Genomic DNA, 19,236 nt, shown 5'->3' with positions numbered 1-19,236 from the left:
CTCTCGGGAATCGCAGCAATACCCTACTTCGACGGCGCATGAATCTCCGCGACATAGCCGCCGGGAAACTGCACCACCGCCTGTTCGCGCTTATCCGAGGTGAAGGGTTCGACCAGCACGGTCGCGCCTGTTGCTTTCGCCTTGTCGAGGGTCGCCTTGAGATCGGCGACCTCGTAGCCGGTCATCTCGCGCCCGAACGGATATGGCAGATGGCCGTCGGTCACGAGCACGGTCATCCGCCCGAACACCGACTCGATGCGGAGGCGCCGATAGTGATCGTTGGGACGACCGATCTCGACCCCAGGCGCCTTGGGGTCCTCAGAGACGACCTTGCCCTTGGAGAAGCGCAGGAAGGCGCGCGTGAAGGCCTCGACGCGATCGGGCGAAACATAGACGCGGTTGTCGGGAACGGTCTGGAACGCCGCGTAGGACGGCTTCGTCGTGTGCCAATACAATTGCATGTTGACGCCGCCCGGCCACTGGATCACCGCATCACGGCCGATCGGATCGGGAAACGGCGCAACCACCACGTCGGCGCCGGCGGTCCTGGCCGCCTTGATCGCCGCGTCCAGATCGGTGACGAGATAACCGGTGCGCTCGGCGCCGAATGGGTACGGGATTGGTGTCTTGAAGCCGAACAGCGAGACGGTCCCGACCGGCGTCTGCAGCAGCTGCGAGGTCGTGCTGCTCGGAGCAGGCGTCACCGTCGCAACCACCTGCTTGGTGCTCAGGCCGCCGAAGGTGGCGAGGAAAGAGGTAGCGAACTTCTCGACGTCGTCGGGCGCGACATAGACATGCGTGGTGTCGTATTGCGCGCCCACGCCGATCAGCGGCGCCGCGTCCTTGGCGAGAGCGGGCGCGGCGAGCAGCGTGGTGGCAATGACGGCACCGAGCAGATGACGGGAACGGACCATGACGACCTCGAATGAGCAGATGTGGATCAAGCGCGGCGCGCGCGCCAGGAGATGATCGAGACGAGCACGAGGCCGGCGATCAGGCCGAGATGCTCGAAGAAGGCGTTCAGCGCCATGAAGCGCTCATGGCCGGCCATGTGCCAGAAATCATTGGCGGTGAGCATCGCAACGAGCGTGAGCACACCGAGCGCGCCGGAGCCGAGCCAGACGAACCTGTTCGCGATGACGAGCACCGAGCCGATCAGCTCGACGGCGATCGCGGCCGACGCCCACAGCGCCGCCGGCTGCAGGCCGAAATGCGCCTGCTCAGCGATGGCGCTTGGGAAGTCCATGAACTTCTGGACGCCGCCGATCAGATAGGCTGAAACCAGCGCGACCCGCGCCGCGGGCCACAGCCAGCGCCAGTCGAGCACCGCGGCGATCGGCCGCGGCGTGTCGGACATCCCCGCCATCTCAGACCGCCCAGCAGGCGCAGCCGAGCGCGCCCCAGAAGCTCTTGAGATCGGAGACCGGCAGGCTGGAGGACCATGCCCGCGCGTGGTCGTGGCCATGCATGCCGCACGCGCTGGTGCAGCCGCACATCTGCATCGCCTGGGCGCGGACGGTGCCATCGTCGCCCTTTTCCAGCCAGGCGCCATAGCCGCCGAAGCGGCGCACCGGCGACCATTCGGGCATCGCCGGCGGCGGAGCGGCGTCATCCAGCGGCTTGAACGCGGCGGCTGCGTAGACGATGCGGCCACCGACCATGGTGAGGTCGCTGGTGATGTCGGCGATCTCGGCCTCCGCACAGGAGAAGAAGTCGCGATCCGGCACGATCAAATCGGCGAACTGCCCGACCGCAATGCGGCCCTTCCTGCCTTCTTCGTTGGAGAACCAGGTGACGTTCTCGGTCCACATCCGAAGCGCCGTCTCGCGATCGAGGCAGTTGCGCTGCGGATACAGTCGCAGGCCGCCGACGGTGCGGCCGGTCACCAGCCAGGACAGCGAGACCCACGGATTGTAGGAGGCGACGCGCGTCGCATCGGTGCCGGCGGAGACCTTGACGCCCTTGTCGAGCATCGTCTTCACCGGTGGCGTCGCCTCCGCCGCGCCAAAGCCGTAGCGCTCGACGAAATACTCGCCCTGATAGGCCATGCGGTGCTGCACGGCGATGCCACCGCCGAGCGCGGCGATACGGTCGATCGACTGGTCCGAGATGGTCTCGGCATGATCGAAGAACCAGTGCAGCCCGTCGAGCGGGGTATCCTGATTCACCTTCTCGAACACGTCGAGCGCGCGCGAGATGGTCTCGTCATAGGTCGCGTGCAGCCGCCACGGCCACCTGTTCTGGACCAGGATGCGCACGACCTCCTCGAGCTCGCCTTCCATCTCGGCCGGCATGTCCGGCCGCGGTACGCGAAAATCCTCGAAATCCGCGGCAGAGAACACCAGCATCTCGCCGGCGCCGTTGTGGCGGAAATAGTCGTTGCCCTGCTTGTAGGACGAGCTCTGCGTCCAACGCAGGAAGTCGTCCTTCTCGCCCTTCGGCTTCTGCGTGAACAGATTGTAGGCGAGCCGGATCGTGAGCTGGCCGTCATCGGCGAGCTTCTGGATCACGGCATAGTCGTCCGGATAGTTCTGGAAGCCGCCGCCGGCATCGATGGCGCCGGTGACGCCGAGCCGATTCAGCTCGCGCATGAAATGGCGCGTGGAGTTGAGCTGATAGTCGAACGGCAGCTTGGGGCCCTTTGCGAGCGTCGCATAGAGGATCGCGGCGTTCGGCTTCGCGAGCAGCAATCCGGTCGGATTGCCCTGGACATCGCGCGCGATCTCGCCGCCGGGCGGCTCTGGCGTGTCCTTGTCGTAGCCGACGGCGCGTAGCGCGGCGCCGTTGAGAATGGCGCGATCATACAGATGCAGCAGGAACACCGGCGTGTCCGGCGCGACCGCGTTGAGCTCGTCGATGGTCGGCAAGCGCTTCTCGGCGAACTGGTGCTCGGTGAAGCCGCCGACCACGCGCACCCATTGCGGCGGCGGCGTGATCGCGACCTGCGCCTTCAGCATCGCCATTGCGTCAGCGAGCGACCGCACGCCGTCCCAGCGCAGCTCCATGTTGAAGTTGAGACCGCCGCGGATGATGTGCAGGTGATTGTCGATCAGGCCCGGCAGCGCGCGCCGGCCCTTCAGGTCGATGATCTTCGTCGCCGAGCCAGCGAGCTTCATGACGTCCTGCTCACGGCCGACCGCGGTGAACACGCCGTCCTTGATCGCGACAGCACTCGCCTGCGGGTTGGAGCGATCCAGCGTCGTGAACAAGCCGCGATGCAGGATGAGGTCGGGATGATCGGTCATGAGGTCTTCTCGTCTCGCGCCGAAGCGATGGTTGTGTCTGCCCGGCCGTGATGGCCGGGCAGCATGCCGAAGATGTGCGTGGCGCAGGCCGCCTTCTGCCACGCGGCAGCAAGCGTGGTGCCGTTCAGGAGCTGCTTGCCCACGGGGATCACCTGCTCTCCGACGAGAATTCCGAGCAGGCCGACCAGCGCCACCAGCGGCGGCGCCGGCGAGCGGACCTGAAGCAGGCTGTAGATCACGCCGACCAACAGACCCGCCCCGAGCGAGAACAGATAGATCTTCATCGCTCGTCCCAGGGTTACTTTGCGCCGCCTTCCGAGGCGTGCTCGCCGAGCGCCCACTTCGAGAAGCGGATCTGGATGCCGTAGGGCGAATGCGCCTTGAGGATCTCCATCATGCCGTCATAGGTCTCGGCACGCGCCCAGTCCTGCTGCAGCTCGAAGGCGAACTGGCACGAGGTGATCGGCACCGCGCCGGCCTGCACCGCGCGATCCATCGCCCGGTTGTGCGCTTCGAGAGACAGGTCGCCGCAGGCATCGGCCGGGATGTAGATCTCATAGCCTTCGCGCAGCATGTCGAGCGTCGGGAACAGCACACAGGCCTCGGTCCAGAGTCCCGCGATGATGAACTTCTTGCGGCCGGTCGCGGCGACCTGCTTGCGGAAGCCGGCGTCGAGCCAGGAGTTCATCGCCGTGCGGTCAACGATGTCGTGCTCCGGAAACAGCTCGGTCACCTCCGGCATGAACGGACCGGAGAACGAGTCCTTGGCGACCGTGGTGAGCACGGTCGGGATCTTGAACAGCTTGGCCGCCTTGGCGACGATCTGGATGTTGTTGAAGACGCCGAGGCGATCGTGCGACTGCACGCCCTGATACATCGCGGGCTGATAGTCGATCAGCGCCACGGCGCAGTTCTGCGGGGTCAGCATTTCGAGCTTGGACACGAGGTTTCTCCTTGAAGGGCCGAATCGATCAGGTGAGAGAAGCTCGCGGCGCCAGCGGGGTGGGCGCGAAACGCCGCCACGAGAAGACACCGAAAGCAATGAACACAGCGAGCGTGACGAGCTGAGCTGCGGCGAACGGCGGCTCGCTCTGCGTCGGCGCCAGGACATTGAGCACGCCGATCTTCTGGAACGACTGCACGATCGCGACGAAGACGTTGAGATAGAGCGAGAGCAGCGCGGTGACGACGTAGACCCGTCGCCACCATCCCGACAGCGCGAACGCATAGAGAGCGGCGCTGGCCGCAATCAACAGCGTGAGCAGGATGATGCCGATGATGCGCGGCGGGTCGAGACCGAACGGCGGCAGCGGAAAGCCGGTCACGCCGGTGAGGAAGGTCGTGACCAGGAATAGCGCCGCCCAGGCCGCCAGATGGCGGCCTGCCAGCATGCCGGCGAGCATGACGAGCCCGGTCGCGATTCCGATCAGGCTCAGCACCACGTGGATCTGAAGAAACAGGGCCGTCGGAATTCCCCAGGTCATGCAAGCCTCCTCTGATCAGCTCTTGATGAAGGACAGCAGGTCGGCGTTGATGGTCTCCGCCTCCGTGGTCGGCATGCCGTGCGGAAAGCCCGTGTAGGTCTTCAGCACGCCGTTCTTCAGCAGCCTGGCCGACAGCGGCGCCGAATCCGCGTAAGGCACGATCTGGTCGTCCTCGCTGTGCATGACCAGCACGGGCAGCGTGATCTTCTTGAGATCCTCGGTGAAGTCGGTCTGCGAGAACGCGACGACGCCGTCGTAATGCGCCTTGGCGCTGCCCATCATGCCCTGGCGCCACCAGTTCTGGATCACGGCCTCGGACGGCTTGGCGCCGGGCTTGTTGTAGCCGTAGAACGGCCCAGCGGCGACGTCGCGATAGAACTCCGCGCGGCGCGTGGCGACCTGGGTCTGGAAGTCGTCGAACACCGACTTCGGCAGCCCGCCCGGATTGGCCGCGGTCTGCACCATCAGCGGCGGCACCGCGGCGATGATGGCAGCCTTGGCCGCGCGGCTCTCGCCATGGCGCGCGAGGTAATGCACCACCTCACCACCGCCCGTGGAATGGCCGACATGGATCGCGCTCTTGAGATCGAGATGCGCGGTCAATGCCGCGAGATCGTCGGCATAATGGTCCATGTCGTGGCCGTCGGCGACCTGGGCCGAGCGGCCATGGCCGCGGCGGTCATGGGCGACGACGCGAAAGCCGTGATTGAGGAAAAACAGCATCTGCGCATCCCAATCATCCGCTGACAGCGGCCAACCATGGCTGAACACGATCGGCTGGCCGAAGCCCCAATCCTTGTAGTAAATCTCTGTGCCGTCATTGGTTTTCAGAACGGGCATGATTTTCTCCTGCGCGCCAGCCATGCGGTCGCACAACGAATTTCGTGTCGCGATCGCCAATGCCCGGTGCTATGCAATCTCATGTGCATCTGCACAATGACCCGAGGAGGCCAAAGCACTGGCTCCAGAAGGCCAAGGGATGGCTCAGCAGATTCGAACCACATCGTCGTCCTGGATGCGCGGCGTCGCGACGACACTGAACGAGCAAGGTCTGGATGCGGCCGCGCTGTTCGCCGAGGTCGGCCTGTCGATCGACGATCTCGACGATTGCGATCGCCGCTGGCCGACCGAGGCACTGAGCCGGTTGTGGGTGCTGGCGGCGGAGCGTTCGGGCAATCCGGACATCGGGCTCGCCAAGCTCGATGCGCCGCGGCCTGACAACTATGGCGTCGCCGGCTACGCCATGATGTCGAGCCCCACGCTTCTCGCCGGGCTGACGCGCCTGATCCGCTACATGTGCCTGGTAAGTGACGCCGTCACCATCACGCTCGAGCAGGGCAATGGCGGCCGCTGGGTGCGGACCGACGTGTTCGGTGGTGAATGCCCGATTCCGCGGCAGCGCTACGACTACGGCGTCGTCAATCTGCTCAATCTATGCCGGTGGATGCTGGATCGTCGCTTGACGCCGCTCGCCACCCGCTTCTCGCACGCTGTGCCGTTGTCGATTGCGTCCTACAACAGGGCGTTCCAGTCCCCGCTCGAATTCGATGCGCCCTTCAACGGCTTTCTGGTGTCGGATCAGGATCTCGCCTGCAAGCTGACGACCTCGGCGCCCGAGCTTTCGGCAATCCACGATCGGATCGCCGACGAGGCGCTGGAGCGCCTGGTCAAGACCGACACCGCGCATCGCGCCCGCACCGCGATTGCCAAGCTGCTGCCCGACGGCAGCCCGTTGCGCTCGGCCATTGCCGCCGAGCTCGGCTTGAGCGATCGCACCTTCCAGCGCCGGCTCGCCGATGAAGGCCTCTCCTTCAGTGATCTCGTCGACGATGTCAGGCGCGAGCTCGCCCAGCGCCATCTCGCCGATTTCCGCATGACGCTCACCGACATCGGCTATCTGCTCGGCTATGCCGACCAGAGCACCTTCTTCCGCGCATCCAATCGCTGGTTCGGCGAATCACCAGGCGAATATCGCGCCCGCGTGATGGGGGGACATCAGCAGGAGATCGCCGCCGCGCGGCTGATGCGCACGGCTCGAACCAGCATCGGGTGATCTCAATCAGTAGAACCGGTACAGATGATGCACCGGGCCGTGGCCATGCCCGACGGTGAAGCGATCGGCCGCCGCGATGGCACCGGAGATGAAGGCCTTGGCATTGCGCACGGCCGCCTCGAGGCTCTCGCCCTTCGCCAGCCCTGCGGCCACGGCCGACGACAGCGAACACCCCGTGCCGTGGGTATTCTTCGTCGCAACGCGCGGTGACGCCAATGCGATGCAGCCATCCGCGGTGATCAGATAGTCGGTGCTGTCCGTGCCCTGCCCGTGGCCGCCCTTGATCAGCACGGCCGGACAGCCGAGCGCGAGCAGCCGGCGGCCTTGCGCCGCGATCGCCTCGTCCGAGGTCGCGACCGGCTCGTCCAGCAGCGCGGCCGCCTCGGGCAGGTTCGGCGTGATCAGCGACGCCCGCGGGATCAGCCCGCGGCGCAGCGCGTCGATCGCATCCTCCGGCAACAGCCGGGCACCCGACGTCGCCACCATCACCGGATCGAGCACCACGTGTGACGGCGTCCAGCGCGCAAGGCTTGCGGCAATGGCGTCGGCAATCGGCGCCTGCGCCACCATGCCGATCTTGACCGCGCCGACGGCGAGGTCGTCGAACACCGCATCGATCTGCGCGGTGACGAAATCGGGGGGCACCAGGTGCACCCCGGTCACGCCCTTGGTGTTCTGGGCGGTCAGCGCCGTCAGCACCGAGGCGCCATAGACGCCGAGCGCCGCGAAGGTCTTGAGGTCGGCCTGGATACCGGCTCCCCCGGAGGAATCCGAACCGGCGATGGTGAGTGCGACGGGGGTGCTCATGCCCCTTCCTAGCGCGGGCCGGCCGCGCCCGGCAAGCAGGCCCGGCCACCGGAGAAAGCGTATCGACTTCGCCGGAAAACGCTATATTGAGGCGAAAGATGCCTTCCGGAGACAGCCCGCAATGGTTCCCTTCTTCGTCCAGATCAAGTGCAAGCTTGGCCAGTCCTACACGGTCGCCAATGCGCTGGCGGAAGCCGAGATCGCCTCCGAGATCTACTCGACGGCGGGAAATTATGACCTGCTGGTGAAGTTCTACGTCGACAATGCCACCGACATCGGCCACTTCGTGAACGAGAAGGTCCAGGTGCTGCCGGGCATTCAGGACACCCACACCATCATCACGTTCAAGGCCTTCGGCGCCACCTAGCGACGAGCTCGTCCAAGCCCGGGACGACCTGCCCGTCGGCCGCCTGCCTCACGACAAAGGCGCCCGTCGTGACCGACGGGCGCCGAGGTCCTGAAAATGGGTCAAGCATGGTTTCGTCATGAAAGACGGGGGGCGGCCGGAGGCCCGTGTCCGCCAGTGCGTGTCAGCAGGCTGAAAAGCCGGACCTTTCGATCGCGAGGGGTCATGGGGGGACCGTCGAACGGCCCGGCTTTCCTTTCGGGCAACTTGGCGATAGGCGTCTATAACCGGTGCGCGGAGCATCGGGTCAAGGCGGGCGACCGATCCGATACGGTCGATCAAGAAGTTGAGACGAAAACTCAAGAATGACTGCGGCGCCGTGTGAAGAGTGAGATCAAAGCCGTTTCGTCCCTGCTGCCGAGCTATGGCTTTTCCGCCGAGCAGATGGACACCGAGACCAACATTGCCGCGTGGCGTGAGGCCACGTCGACGTTCTTCGAGGTCGACGAGCTCGCGGCCGGCGAGGCCGCTCCGTTCCGGGCGGACGTCCTGTCCTACGCGCTTGGCTCCGTCCTGCTCGGATCGGCCCGTGCGAGCGGCCAGCGGTTCCGGCGATCGGCCGAGACCGTCGCCCGCAGCGGCGTGGATCACATCATCCTGCAGCTCTACGTGAACGGCAGCTATGAGGGCGTCGCTGGCGCCTCGCCGATCCGGGTCGAGGCAGGCGACCTCTGCGTGCTCGATCTCGCCCAGACACTCGAAACGCGCGCGACCCCGTTCGAGAACGTCACGTTGGTGGTGCCGCGTCCGATGTTCGATGCGCGCCTGCTGCAGGTCGACGACCTGCACGGCCTGGTGCTGCCGCGCAGCGGCGCGCTGGCGCCGCTGTTGGCGCGGCATTTCGGCGCACTGCTCGACTATGCGCCGCGCATGAGTTTCGACGAGTGCCAGGCCGTGGTCGAGGGCACGATCGCGCTGATCTCGGCCTGCCTGCGCGGCGAGCTCGAACGCCGCGATGCCGACCGCAGCGTGACGCCGGACGCCTCGCTGCTCCGCGTCCGCCAATATATCGAATCGCAACTGTCGAGCCCAGAGCTCAGCGCAGACGCGGTGGCGCTGCATTTCGGTCTGTCGCGCGCTTCGCTCTACCGCCTGTTCTCGCCGATCGGCGGCATCGCCGACTACATCCGCCGCCGCCGACTGCACCGTGCGTTCTTCGATCTCGCGGGAACCGGATCGCGGGCGTTGCGCATCAGCGAGGTCGCGCGGCGCTGGCAGCTCGGTACCGATGCGCATTTCACGCGGCTGTTCAAGACCGCCTACGGCATCACGCCGAGCGCCGCGCGCGAGGCCGCCATGCTGGGCTCGCCACGCCTGTCGGTCGACGCGGACGCCGAAACCGCCTCGCCGCTCAGCCGTTGGATGCGAGGGATAGCAGCGCCCCGGACCGGGGAATGAGCGCGACGACGGCCGCCGAGTGCGGATCGTCGTCCTCGGTTGCGTCGCCCTCAGATGCGTCTTCGGCCGGCTGCGGCTCGTCGGCCTCGGACGCAGGGCGTGCGATCTCCAGATGCTGCTCGAGCTGCTCGACCGGCATCGGCCGGCCCAGCAGATAACCTTGCGCGAAGTTGACGCCGAGCGAGCGCAGTTGCACCAGCTGCTCTTCGGTCTCGACGCCTTCGGCGGTGATCTGGATGCCAAGCCCCCGCGCCAGCGTCACGACCGAGGAGATGACGGCGGCACTTTCGTTGCGCACGCTCAGATTGGCGACGAAGGACTTGTCGATCTTGATCTTGTTGAACGGGAACGCCGTTAGCGAGCGCAGCGACGAATAGCCGGTGCCGAAATCGTCGAGCGCCAGCGAGATGCCGAGACCCTTCAGCCTGTCGATGAAGCTCTCGTTCTCGGCCGCGCGCTCCAGCAGCACCGACTCCGTGATCTCGATCTCGAGACGCTTCGGATCGAGGCCGGACCTCGCGAGCGCCGACTGGATGACGTCGAACAGCTCCGCCTGCTTGAACTGGACGGGCGACAGATTGACGGCGATCTTGACGTCGTCGGGCCATGCGGTGGCGTCGTCGCAGGCGCGCCCGATGATCCATTCGCCGAGCGGCACGATCAGGCCGGTCGACTCCGCAAGCGGGATGAACTTGTCCGGCGGCACCAGCCCCTTGACCGGATGACGCCAGCGCACCAGCGCCTCGACGCCGCGGCGCTCGCGCGTCTCGGCGTCGTAGAACGGCTGATAGTGCACCTCGAACTGGCACTGCGCGATGGCGTCGCGCAGATCGCCCTCGAGCGTGTTGCGCGCCTCGAGCTCGGCCGACATCGCATCGTCGTAGAGCGTGTAGCAGCTGCGGCCGGCGGATTTCGAGCGGTAGAGCGCGAGATCGGCCTTCTTGAGCAGGTGCTCCTGGTCGCGGCCGTGCTGGGGCGCGAGCGAGATGCCGATGCTGGTGCCGATCTCGACCCGTTGCCCGGCGAGCTGGAACGGCTCGGCGATCAGCTTGGTGATGCGCTGCGCAAGCTCGATCGCGGCGGCGCGCTGGTCGGCGGATCCGGCCTGGATCAGGGCGAACTCGTCGCCGCCGAGCCGGGCCAGCACGTCCTCGTCGCGCAGTTGCGATCTCAGCCGCTGCGCGACCTGCACCAGCAGCTCGTCGCCGGCGCCATGACCGAGTGAATCGTTGACGTTCTTGAAGCGGTCGAGGTCGAGCAGGAAAACGGTGAAGCGGCCGCTCTTCTCGTCGTTGATGCGCTCCATCTCCTCGAGGAAGAAGGCGCGGTTCGCGAGGCCCGTCAGCGCGTCGGTCTGCGCCAGCTCGAGCACGCGGCGATTGGCGAGCGCGAGCTGCAGGGCGTTGCGGCTCGACAGCGCGAGATACACGGCGAGGAAGATCGTCGTCGCCATGCCGGCCGCATACAGCGCCAGCGCGCGATTGTGGCTCGCCATCAGGCTGCCGCCGGCGGGCGCCGCCTGGAACACCCAGTCGGCATCGCCGATGCGCAAGGTCGTCGACCAGATGCTGGGGTCCGCGGGCCAGCGCTGCGGGTCCACGCCGGAGGCGTTGATCACGCGTTCGGGCGGCAGAAGGTTGATCGCAAGCGCCGGACTGTTGGGATTGTTCGCGCGCACCGACTGCAGCAGCGTCGGCAGGTCGAACACGCCGATGATGAAGCCGCTGAGATTGCGCCGGCGGTCGGCGACCGTCGTGCGCGACGTCCCCTTGGCGTAGACGGGGATGCCGATCATCACGGCGTTGTTGCGCTCGTTCTGATTGATCAGGTTCTGACGCGTGCGCAGCGCGCCGATCACGTCGTAGTCGCGCGACTGCTCCAGCACGGCGCGATGGTCGGGAATGCTCCAATAATCGAGGCCGTAGACCGGCGACGTCTTCGCCTCGGTGGAGAAGTAGACCGGATAGTATTCGTCGCTCTCCGGCGCCACCGTGCCGTCGGGATAGGACTTGATGCGAAAGGCGGGAACGCCATCGGTGATCGCCGCCGCCTCGTATTCGCCGCGCTCCTTGCGCTTGATCCGCGGCAGCCACGCCAGGCGGAGCATGCCGCGATGCGCCTCGAACAGGCGCGCGCTGAAGGTCTGGTACTCGCTGCGGGTGATGTCGTCGTTGGCGGATTCGAAGCGGGTGCGCAGCGCGGTCAGCCGGCTGACATATTCGTTGACGCCGTTCTGGACCAGGATCGCCTGGGCTTCGGCCACACCTTCGAAATCGGTGCGCGCCAGCCGGTTTTCCCAGCGTCCCACGGCAACCGTCCCGACGACCGACAGCACGACGCCGACGCATGCCGCGATGATCGCAGGGCGATAAAGGCGGTATCGCGATAACGACGCGCGCAGCCTCTCCCGCCCGCTACCGCTGCGAGCATCATCCTTTTCCGGCAGCGTCGGTGCGCTGTACTCTTCAACCTGCAATATGGCCCCCGCCAAACGGCTGCCCCTCACCACGATGGGGCCGATGCTGGCCGCGGTAAGTTAAGGACGGTCAAAGATGATCCGTTGTGGAGTACCAGAAACCGGGGCTTGGTTAACGGCTGACTGTTGAGGGCCGCCCAAAACGCGATCAAGCGCGGGCCACGTCCTTAGCGAGGTCTTCATTCAACACGCCTAGACTGAGTTGTCATCCAGCGTACCCGTGCATCGAAGATCGCAATGAACTGGTTTTCAAGCCTTCGGATCTCCATAGTTCTCATCCTGATCGCCGGCGTGCTCCCGCCCGGGCCTGCGCGCGCCGACGAGCTCGGCGTCACCAACGACTCCATCATGTTCGGCCAGGTGGCGGCGCTGGAAGGCCCGTCGGCCGCGCTGGGCCAGGCGGCGCGCCAGGGACTGCTGGCGGCCTTCAACGAGCTCAACGCCAAGGGCGGCGTCTACGGACGCAGGCTCAAGCTGGCGAGCCGCAACGACGGCTACGATCCCGATCGTTCGGTGGTCGAGACCATCAAGCTGATCTACGAGGATAAGGTGTTCGCGCTGATCGGCGCCGTCGGCACGCCGACCGCGATGGCCACCGCTCCGATCGCGGCGTCGAACGACGTCCCCTTCATCGGGCCGATCTCGGGCGCCGAATTCCTGCGGGCGCCCGAATTCCAGAACATCGTGAACATCCGCGCGAGCTACGCGGCCGAGGCAGAAGCCTCGATCAAGTACCTCACCGAAGAGCTTCACCTGACCCGGATCGCGATCTTCTATCAGGATGACGCGTTCGGCCGCGACGTGCTGGCCGGCGTGAAGACACATCTCGATCGCCGCGGCCTCGAGCTCGCGGCCGAAGGCACGTTCGAGCGCAACACGCGCGCGGTCGGCGCGGCGCTCAAGGTCATCCGGCGCGCGGAGCCGGAAGCGGTGATCCTGGTCGGCACCTACGGCCCGTGCGCCGAGTTCATCAAGATGGCGCATCGCAGCGGCTTCAACCCGACCTTCACGGCGGTCTCCTTCGTCGGCGGCAACGCGCTCGCCAAGGAGCTCGGCCCGGAAGGCCGCGGCGTCATCGTCTCCGAGGTGGTGCCGTTTCCGTGGGACACCGACCTCCGCATCGTCGCCGACTATCAGGCCGCGATGAAGACGCTCGATCCGAGCCAGACGCCGGACTTCATCGGGCTCGAGGGCTACATCACCGGCCGCCTGGTGGCCCGCGCCCTGGCGATGACCGGGCCTAACCCGACCCGCGCCGAGCTGCTGCGCATCATCAACGAGGTCGGCCAGTTCGACATCGGCGGGCTGGTGGTCAGCTTCGGCAACGCGCGCAAGGAGAATCCACCGCCGGTGTCGCTGACGGTGATCCAGAGCGACGGCAGCTTCAAGCCGATCTGATCCGCGTTGCGCACCGGCCGAACTGATCAGCCCGCGGGCTTCTTCGGCTTCGGCGGGCCTTCGACCGGCGGCAGCGATTTCAGATAGACCGCCATCGCCTTGCGATCCTCGGGCGTGAGCTGCGAGGTGTTGCGGATCACCCGCGCCATCGAGCCGCCGGCGCTGTCGCCGTCGGGCAGCTGTCCGGTCTCGAGGAAATAGCTGATGTCGCTCTCGCTCCAGTCCGACAGGCCCTTCTGGGTGATGTTCGGCACGAAGCCCTGACCTTCCGGATCGGGCCCACCCGCCAGACGCTGCGCCGAGACGATGCCGCCGAGCGCATTGCGCGGACTGTGGCATTCGGCGCAATGGCCGAAGGTGTTGACCAGATAGGCGCCGCGATTCCACTCCGCCGGGCGCGAGGCGTTGGCGGCAAAGGGCTTGTCGCCGAAGAACAAGAGCTTCCAGACCCCGACGGTGCGGCGGATGTTGAACGGGAATGGCATGTCGTGCGCGCGCGAGGCCCCGGCGACCGGCGGCAGCGTCTTCATGTAGGCGAAGAGATCGCGGACGTCGTCGATCTTCGCGGCCGCGTAGGAGGCATAGGGAAACGCCGGGTAGTAGTGGCTGCCGCCCGGCGACACACCCCTCACCACCGCATTGACGAACTCGGCCTCGCTCCAGCGCCCAATGCCGTCGGTGGGATCGGGCGAGATGTTGGGCGCGTAGAACGTGCCGAACGGCGAGGTCAGCGGCAGCCCGCCGCCGAGCTTCAGTCGATCCGGCTGGTTCGGGACGGCATGGCATGACGCGCAGCCGCCAATGTTGAACATCTCCTGGCCATTGGCGAGATCAGGCGCCCGTGTCGCCGCCGCGAGCACCACGGTCGACGGGCTCGTCAGCCACCAGAATACCGCAAGGCCCGCGGCACCGAGCACACAGACAGCAAGCAGAAGGCGTCGCAACATGGTCGCTCCGTCACGGCGGGGAGGATGTCGTGGTTTTCGCCGCAAGCTCCAAGGCGTCGGCGGCGATCGATACGACAGGACGCTCGGGCGCACAAACAAACGGGGCGAACGCGCAGCACGCGTTCGCCCCTCGCATGAGATCACATCAGGTCAGCTGGCCTTGAGCCGGAAGGTCTCGTGGCAACCGCCGCACTCCTTGCCGATCGCCGGCGCGGTCGCCTTCAGGCTGTCGAGATCCTTGATCTTGGCCTTGGCCTCGGTGACCACTTTGGCGAAGCTGTCGATCTTGGTCTTGAAGCCGGCATGGTCTTCCCAGATCTTCGGCGACGGGCTGTAGTCGCCCTCGAACTTCGCGCCCTTGACGCTGGCGGGATACATCGTCGGCAGCTTCTTGGCCGTCTCGTCGAGCTGCGCCAGAGCGGCATTGACCGCGGCCTGGTCGTACGGCTTCTCGCCCTTCACCATGGCGATGAGAACACCGCCGAGGTTCTTGGCGTTGGCCTTCATCGTGTCCTGGCTATGCTTGACCAGATCCTGCTGTGCCATCACGGCGCCCGCCCCTAGCAGCAAAGCTGCGACAGCCACGACAGTCCGCTTCATCAATTCGCTCCTTTGTTGTCACAATCCCGTCCAGCCCACCTGAACGGGTCGCTCGGTTAGATCAACCCCTCAGCCCGCGGATTATTCCGGAATTGAGGCGGATATCGGAGAGGCTACGGAGGGAGAGTACTCAGAGACTATGACGGCGATGCTGCTCCCGGATCGCGATCCAGACGCGCTCCGGGGTCGCCGGCATGTCGATGTGATCGATCTTGTACTCGCGCCAGAGCGCTTCGACGATCGCATTGACCACAGCCGGGCAGGAGCCGATCGCGCCCGCCTCGCCCGCGCCCTTGACACCCATCGGATTGGTCTTGCAGGGCACGTTGTGGGTCTCGAAGGTAAAGGACGGCGCGTCGGCGGCGCGCGGCAGCGCGTAGTCCATGAAGCTGCCGGTGACGAGCTGAGCGTCGGAGTTGCTGTAGACCACCTGCTCCATCAGCGCCTGACCGATGCCCTGCACCGCACCGCCATGCACCTGGCCGGCCAGCAGCAGCGGATTCAGCGTCACGCCGAAATCGTCGACGATGACGTAGTTGACGATTTTGATGATCCCGGTCGCCGGATCGATCTCGACCTCGGCCACATGCGTGCCGTTCGGATAGGTGCCGTCGGCGCTGGCGAAGGTGGCACTGCCGTTGAGCTTGGCGGGATCTGTGCCCGGACGCTTGGCGAGGTCGGCGAACGAGATCGCGCGGTCGGTGCCGGCGACGCGGATCACGCCGTCGGCGATCTCGAGATCGCCGAGGCCGGCCTCGAGCGCTTCGGCGGCGATCTGCTTGAGCTTGTCGCCGAGCTCATGGGTGGCGCGCTGCACGCTGACGCCGCCCGAGGGGATCGAGGCCGAGCCGCCGGTGCCGAGGCCGGTCGCGATCTCCTGGGTGTCGCCCTGGTGGATGTGGACGCGCTCCGGCGGCAGGCCGAACTGCTCGGCGACGATCTGGGCATAGGCGGTCTGGTGGCCCTGCCCGCTCGACTGCGTGCCGATCAGGATGGTGACGTCACCATTGGGATCGAGCCGCACATTGGCGGTCTCCTCGCCCATGGTGCCGCAGACCTCGACATAGCTCGCGAGCCCGATGCCGCGGATCAGCCCGTGCTTCTTGGCGGCCTTGGCGCGCTTCGGAAACTCCTTCCACTGCGCGATCTCCATCGCGCGCTTCAGATGCGCGTTGAAGTCGCCGGAATCGTAGACCTTGCCGGTCGCGGTCTTGTAGGGCAGCGCGCGCGGCGGAATGAAGTTCTTGCGCCTGATCGCATCGACGCTCATGTCGAGCTTGCGTGCGCAGGCATCGACCAGACGCTCGATGACATAAGCCGCCTCGGGGCGGCCCGCGCCGCGATAGGCGTCGACCGGCACGGTATGGGTGAAGATCGTGCGCACCCGGCAGTGGAAGGCCTGGATGTCGTAGAGCCCCGGCAGCATGCCGGCGCCGCCATGCGGGATATAGGGCGCGAAGGTCGAGAGATAGGCGCCCATGTCGCCCATCAGGTCGACGTCCATCGCGAGGAACTTGCCGTCCTCGGCGAGCGCCATCTTCGCCGTGGTGACGTTGTCGCGGCCCTGCGCGTCGCCCATGAAATGCTCGGAGCGGTCGGCGGCCCAGCGCACCGACTTACGCAGCCGCTGCGCGGCGACCGCGAGCAGCGCATACTCCCGGTAGGGAAACAATTTTGTGCCGAAGCCGCCGCCGACATCGGGGCAGATCACCCGCATCTTCTCGGTCGGGATCTTCAGCACGTTCTGGCAGAGGATGTCGCGCAGGCGGTGGCTGCCCTGGCTGCCCGCCGTCAGCGTCAGATGGTCGCGCTTGGTGTCGTATTCGCAGACCGCGGCGCGCGTCTCCATGAAGCTCGCCACCACGCGCGGATTGACGATGCGGATCTCGGCGACCGCATGCGCTTTCGCAAAGGCGGCCTCGACCGCGGCCTTGTCGCCGATCGCAACGTCGAACAGGACGTTGCCCTTGTGCTCGGCCCACACCTGCGGCGCATCCGGCTTGATCGCATTCACGACGCCGGTGACTGCCGGCAAGGTCGTCCATTCGACCTTGATCGCCTCCAGCGCGTCGCGCGCGTGATCGAGCGTGTCGGCAACGACGAAGGCGATGGCATCGCCGACGTGGCGCACCTCGTCCTTGGCGAGGATCGGATAAGGCGGCGCGGTGAACGGATCGGTCTCGAGATTGAACAGGCAGGGCAGCCCACCGAGCTCCGCGGTGTCGGCGGCGGTCAGAATCAGCGCCACGCCCGGCAAGAGCCGCGCCTGGGTGACGTCGATGGTGAACCCGGCATGGGCATGCGGCGAGCGCAGCACCAGGGCATGCAGGGCGGACGATGGCGCGAGATCGTCGGTGTAGCGGCCCTTGCCGCGAATCAGCGCGTCATCCTCTTTGCGGAGAACGCCTTGTCCGACACCGAACTTGATTGGAGCTGCCATCTGGTTTCACTTCCCGCTTGCATTGTCGCAACTATTGGACGGCATATTGCAGCGGAACGAGGACTCGCGCAAACGCCATATGGCCGGCGCCGCAACACGCGCGGTCAACTCTCGGCAGGCATGCCAGCAAGCGATGCTGCAGCGCAAACCTCAGCGCCGCACCAGCGCCTTGAGCCAGCGCGGGCCGAACAGAACGAGAATGGCGCCCGCATAAATGACGGCGCCGACGATGATCAGCAGACCGAGAACGGCTTCATCCTGCATGCGGCCGAGCGATGCGAGATGGGTCGATGCCACGAAGGCCGTCGCCCACAACGTTGCCGCGAGCACCGCGCCAGTTCCGGCAAATTTCATCAGCGACATGGTGAGCCGCCGATCGAAACGCAGATAACCCTTGTGCACGGCGAAGCCGAGCACCAGCAACAGGTTGATCCACGCGCCGACAGCTGTCGCCAGCGCAAGACCGACCTGCGCGAGCGAGCCCATCAGCAGGACCTTGAGCACGACGTTGGCGGTCAGCCCCGTGAGCGAAGCCTTCACCGGTGTGGCGGTGTCCTTGCGCGCGTAGAAGGTCGAGACCGCGCTGCGAATCATCACGAACGGAATGAGCCCGACGGCATAGGCAGCGAGCGTCGCACCGGCGGCCGCGGCATCGCCCTTGGTGAAAGCGCCGCGGGCGAACATCGCCCGCGTGATGACGTCGGGCACGGCGAGGAAGGCGGCGACGAACGGCACCGAGAACAGCAATGTGAACTCGAAGGCGCGGCGCTGCTGCTCCATGGCGCCCTCTTGGTCATTCGCCGTCAGCCGCCGCGACATCTCCGGCAGCAGCACGGTGCCGATGGCGATGCCGATGACGCCGATCGGCAGCTGGTTGAGACGATCGGCGTAATACAGCGCCGAGATCGCGCCGGCCGGCAGGAACGTCGCGATGATGGTGTCGGCGAACATCGCGACCTGCGTGCCCATCGAGCCGAGCGTGGCGGGCCCCAGCGCCTTGAAGAAGGCGCGGATGTCATCGTCGAGCTTGAGCGGCGCAAAGCGCGGCAGGCCGCCATGGCGGGCGAGATCGCCGGCGAGCAGGACATATTGCAGGAAGCCGGAGATCAGCACGCCCCACGCCGCGGCATGGCCGGCGGTCGGGAAGAACACCACGAGCGCGAGCGTCGCCATCATCGCGATGTTGAGGAAGATCGAGGCAGCCGCAGCGCTGGCAAAGCGCTGCATCACGTTGAGCATGCCGCCATACAGCGTCACCAGCGTGATCAGCAGCAGATAGGGAAAGGTGATCCGCGTGAGCGTGATCGCCAGGTCCCGCTGCACCGGATCGTCGGTGAAGCCGGGCGCCAGGATCGTCATCGCCTGCGGCATGAACACCCAGGCCAGGATCAAGAGCACGATCTGCGAGGCCAGCAGCAGCGTGAAGATGCGGTCGGCAAACAGGCTCGCCGAGGTCGGCCCCTTCTCGCCATGGACATGCGCATAGGCCGGCACGAAGGCGGCGTTGAACGCGCCCTCGGCGAAGATCGCCCGGAAATGGTTGGGCAGCCGGAACGCAATGAAAAACGCATCCGCCACCGGCCCAGCGCCGAGAATCGCCGCCAGCATGATGTCGCGGGCAAAGCCGGTGAGCCGAGACAGCAGCGTATAGCCGCCGACCGTGAAGATACGTCCGAGCATGGGGGGCTTCTAGAGCATTGGGCGGGGAGTTTGAAGCGGAACGTCCGTTCTTGCCGCGTGCGGCCAAAATGCGGCGCCCTGTCGCGGCCCGTTCCCGCTTGGAGCAACGGCTGCCAGGATTTCAGCGGGCGCCGGCTGGAAACCTCCCCGCTCGCAGCAGGCTTTCGCATATGCCGCTCTTACATTTCGCGCCCGTCTGCTTCCACGTCGTCATGGCCGGGCTTGTCCCGGCCATCCACGTCGTGCAGCGTCCCCAGAACGACGTGGGCTCTTGCCGGGATTGCGGGGAAAGGTCGGATAGA

The 19,236-nt window shown here is 66.2% G+C and carries 17 protein-coding genes; 4 read left to right on the top strand and 13 right to left on the bottom strand.

What is annotated here, in order from left to right:
* Nucleotides 1-23: 23 nt before the first annotated feature.
* From QX051_RS18765 to QX051_RS18735, 7 genes are read right to left on the bottom strand one after another with little or no spacing between them, the layout of a single operon-like run.
* A complete protein-coding gene (locus tag QX051_RS18765; RefSeq protein WP_315738865.1) occupies nucleotides 24-914 on the bottom strand; it encodes a glyoxalase in 891 nt (296 codons plus the stop codon).
* 26 nt (nucleotides 915-940) lie between these two features.
* On the bottom strand, nucleotides 941-1,366 hold the full coding sequence (locus QX051_RS18760; RefSeq protein WP_315738866.1) for a DoxX family protein: 426 nt from the start codon (nucleotides 1,364-1,366) through the stop codon (nucleotides 941-943).
* Nucleotide 1,367: 1 nt separating this feature from the next.
* Nucleotides 1,368-3,245, bottom strand: coding sequence for an amidohydrolase (locus QX051_RS18755; protein ID WP_315777147.1), 1,878 nt, complete (start codon nucleotides 3,243-3,245; stop codon nucleotides 1,368-1,370).
* Entirely contained in the window at nucleotides 3,242-3,529 is a 288-nt protein-coding gene (locus tag QX051_RS18750) for a XapX domain-containing protein (protein ID WP_315758377.1), read from the bottom strand. Before QX051_RS18750 ends, QX051_RS18755 begins: the two co-directional genes overlap by 4 nt.
* A 14-nt stretch (nucleotides 3,530-3,543) precedes the next feature.
* Nucleotides 3,544-4,188, bottom strand: coding sequence for a hydrolase (locus QX051_RS18745; protein ID WP_315712755.1), 645 nt, complete (start codon nucleotides 4,186-4,188; stop codon nucleotides 3,544-3,546).
* A gap of 28 nt (nucleotides 4,189-4,216) precedes the next feature.
* Nucleotides 4,217-4,729, bottom strand: a complete 513-nt coding sequence (locus tag QX051_RS18740; protein ID WP_315777146.1) for a hypothetical protein — start codon at nucleotides 4,727-4,729, stop codon at nucleotides 4,217-4,219.
* Between the two features lie 15 nt (nucleotides 4,730-4,744).
* Entirely contained in the window at nucleotides 4,745-5,569 is an 825-nt protein-coding gene (locus tag QX051_RS18735; protein WP_315777145.1) for an alpha/beta hydrolase, read from the bottom strand.
* A 139-nt stretch (nucleotides 5,570-5,708) separates the two neighbouring features.
* Between QX051_RS18735 and QX051_RS18730 the strand changes: the two genes are divergently transcribed.
* On the top strand, nucleotides 5,709-6,782 hold the full coding sequence (locus QX051_RS18730) for an AraC family transcriptional regulator (RefSeq protein WP_315777144.1): 1,074 nt from the start codon (nucleotides 5,709-5,711) through the stop codon (nucleotides 6,780-6,782).
* A 6-nt stretch (nucleotides 6,783-6,788) separates the two neighbouring features.
* Here QX051_RS18730 and thiD read toward each other — a convergent pair whose 3' ends face one another.
* Nucleotides 6,789-7,589, bottom strand: coding sequence for a bifunctional hydroxymethylpyrimidine kinase/phosphomethylpyrimidine kinase (gene thiD / locus QX051_RS18725; RefSeq protein WP_315777143.1), 801 nt, complete (start codon nucleotides 7,587-7,589; stop codon nucleotides 6,789-6,791).
* Nucleotides 7,590-7,710: 121 nt separating this feature from the next.
* Here thiD and QX051_RS18720 point away from each other — a divergent pair, with 121 nt between their 5' ends.
* Nucleotides 7,711-7,956: an Lrp/AsnC ligand binding domain-containing protein gene (locus QX051_RS18720; protein ID WP_172112765.1), complete on the top strand. Its 246-nt coding sequence runs from the start codon at nucleotides 7,711-7,713 to the stop codon at nucleotides 7,954-7,956.
* A 372-nt stretch (nucleotides 7,957-8,328) separates the two neighbouring features.
* Nucleotides 8,329-9,393 (top strand): helix-turn-helix domain-containing protein, encoded by a 1,065-nt coding sequence (locus tag QX051_RS18715; protein ID WP_315777192.1) that lies wholly within the window; start codon nucleotides 8,329-8,331, stop codon nucleotides 9,391-9,393.
* Here QX051_RS18715 and QX051_RS18710 read toward each other — a convergent pair.
* The gene (locus QX051_RS18710) at nucleotides 9,347-11,869 is read right to left on the bottom strand and encodes an EAL domain-containing protein (protein WP_315777142.1); all 2,523 of its coding nucleotides are present in this window, start codon (nucleotides 11,867-11,869) and stop codon (nucleotides 9,347-9,349) included. The genes QX051_RS18715 and QX051_RS18710 overlap by 47 nt on opposite strands.
* Before the next feature lie 237 nt (nucleotides 11,870-12,106).
* On the opposite strand from QX051_RS18710, the gene QX051_RS18705 reads away from it, so the two are divergent.
* A complete protein-coding gene (locus QX051_RS18705) occupies nucleotides 12,107-13,267 on the top strand; it encodes an ABC transporter substrate-binding protein (RefSeq protein WP_315738874.1) in 1,161 nt (386 codons plus the stop codon).
* A 26-nt stretch (nucleotides 13,268-13,293) separates the two neighbouring features.
* Here QX051_RS18705 and QX051_RS18700 read toward each other — a convergent pair whose 3' ends face one another.
* The 4 genes from QX051_RS18700 to murJ form a co-directional block, all read right to left on the bottom strand.
* Nucleotides 13,294-14,214 (bottom strand): cytochrome c, encoded by a 921-nt coding sequence (locus QX051_RS18700; RefSeq protein ID WP_315777141.1) that lies wholly within the window; start codon nucleotides 14,212-14,214, stop codon nucleotides 13,294-13,296.
* 150 nt (nucleotides 14,215-14,364) lie between these two features.
* The gene (locus QX051_RS18695) at nucleotides 14,365-14,814 is read right to left on the bottom strand and encodes a cytochrome c (protein WP_315738876.1); all 450 of its coding nucleotides are present in this window, start codon (nucleotides 14,812-14,814) and stop codon (nucleotides 14,365-14,367) included.
* Nucleotides 14,815-14,944: 130 nt separating this feature from the next.
* Nucleotides 14,945-17,254 (bottom strand): xanthine dehydrogenase family protein molybdopterin-binding subunit, encoded by a 2,310-nt coding sequence (locus tag QX051_RS18690; RefSeq protein WP_315777140.1) that lies wholly within the window; start codon nucleotides 17,252-17,254, stop codon nucleotides 14,945-14,947.
* Between the two features lie 150 nt (nucleotides 17,255-17,404).
* The gene (gene murJ, locus QX051_RS18685; protein WP_315777139.1) at nucleotides 17,405-18,934 is read right to left on the bottom strand and encodes a murein biosynthesis integral membrane protein MurJ; all 1,530 of its coding nucleotides are present in this window, start codon (nucleotides 18,932-18,934) and stop codon (nucleotides 17,405-17,407) included.
* Nucleotides 18,935-19,236 lie beyond the last annotated feature (302 nt).

The organism is Bradyrhizobium sp. SZCCHNR1053 (genome assembly GCF_032381235.1).
Taxonomy (GTDB): domain Bacteria; phylum Pseudomonadota; class Alphaproteobacteria; order Rhizobiales; family Xanthobacteraceae; genus Bradyrhizobium.
Note: the sequence above shows the minus strand (reverse complement) of the source record. Positions and strands in the feature narration are given on the sequence as shown.

Excerpts from the sequence above, each read along its gene's own strand:
- QX051_RS18750 (WP_315758377.1), bottom strand. The coding sequence starts at position 3,529 with ATGAAGATCTATCTGTTCTCGCTCGGGGCGGGTCTGTTGGTCGGCGTG.
- QX051_RS18730 (WP_315777144.1), top strand. The coding sequence starts at position 5,709 with ATGGCTCAGCAGATTCGAACCACATCGTCGTCCTGGATGCGCGGCGTC.
- QX051_RS18755 (WP_315777147.1), bottom strand. The coding sequence starts at position 3,245 with ATGACCGATCATCCCGACCTCATCCTGCATCGCGGCTTGTTCACGACG.
- QX051_RS18705 (WP_315738874.1), top strand. The coding sequence starts at position 12,107 with ATGAACTGGTTTTCAAGCCTTCGGATCTCCATAGTTCTCATCCTGATC.
- QX051_RS18765 (WP_315738865.1), bottom strand. The coding sequence starts at position 914 with ATGGTCCGTTCCCGTCATCTGCTCGGTGCCGTCATTGCCACCACGCTG.
- QX051_RS18735 (WP_315777145.1), bottom strand. The coding sequence starts at position 5,569 with ATGCCCGTTCTGAAAACCAATGACGGCACAGAGATTTACTACAAGGAT.
- QX051_RS18700 (WP_315777141.1), bottom strand. The coding sequence starts at position 14,214 with ATGTTGCGACGCCTTCTGCTTGCTGTCTGTGTGCTCGGTGCCGCGGGC.
- QX051_RS18720 (WP_172112765.1), top strand. The coding sequence starts at position 7,711 with ATGGTTCCCTTCTTCGTCCAGATCAAGTGCAAGCTTGGCCAGTCCTAC.
- thiD (WP_315777143.1), bottom strand. The coding sequence starts at position 7,589 with ATGAGCACCCCCGTCGCACTCACCATCGCCGGTTCGGATTCCTCCGGG.
- murJ (WP_315777139.1), bottom strand. The coding sequence starts at position 18,934 with ATGCTCGGACGTATCTTCACGGTCGGCGGCTATACGCTGCTGTCTCGG.
- QX051_RS18740 (WP_315777146.1), bottom strand. The coding sequence starts at position 4,729 with ATGACCTGGGGAATTCCGACGGCCCTGTTTCTTCAGATCCACGTGGTG.
- QX051_RS18760 (WP_315738866.1), bottom strand. The coding sequence starts at position 1,366 with ATGGCGGGGATGTCCGACACGCCGCGGCCGATCGCCGCGGTGCTCGAC.
- QX051_RS18690 (WP_315777140.1), bottom strand. The coding sequence starts at position 17,254 with ATGGCAGCTCCAATCAAGTTCGGTGTCGGACAAGGCGTTCTCCGCAAA.
- QX051_RS18695 (WP_315738876.1), bottom strand. The coding sequence starts at position 14,814 with ATGAAGCGGACTGTCGTGGCTGTCGCAGCTTTGCTGCTAGGGGCGGGC.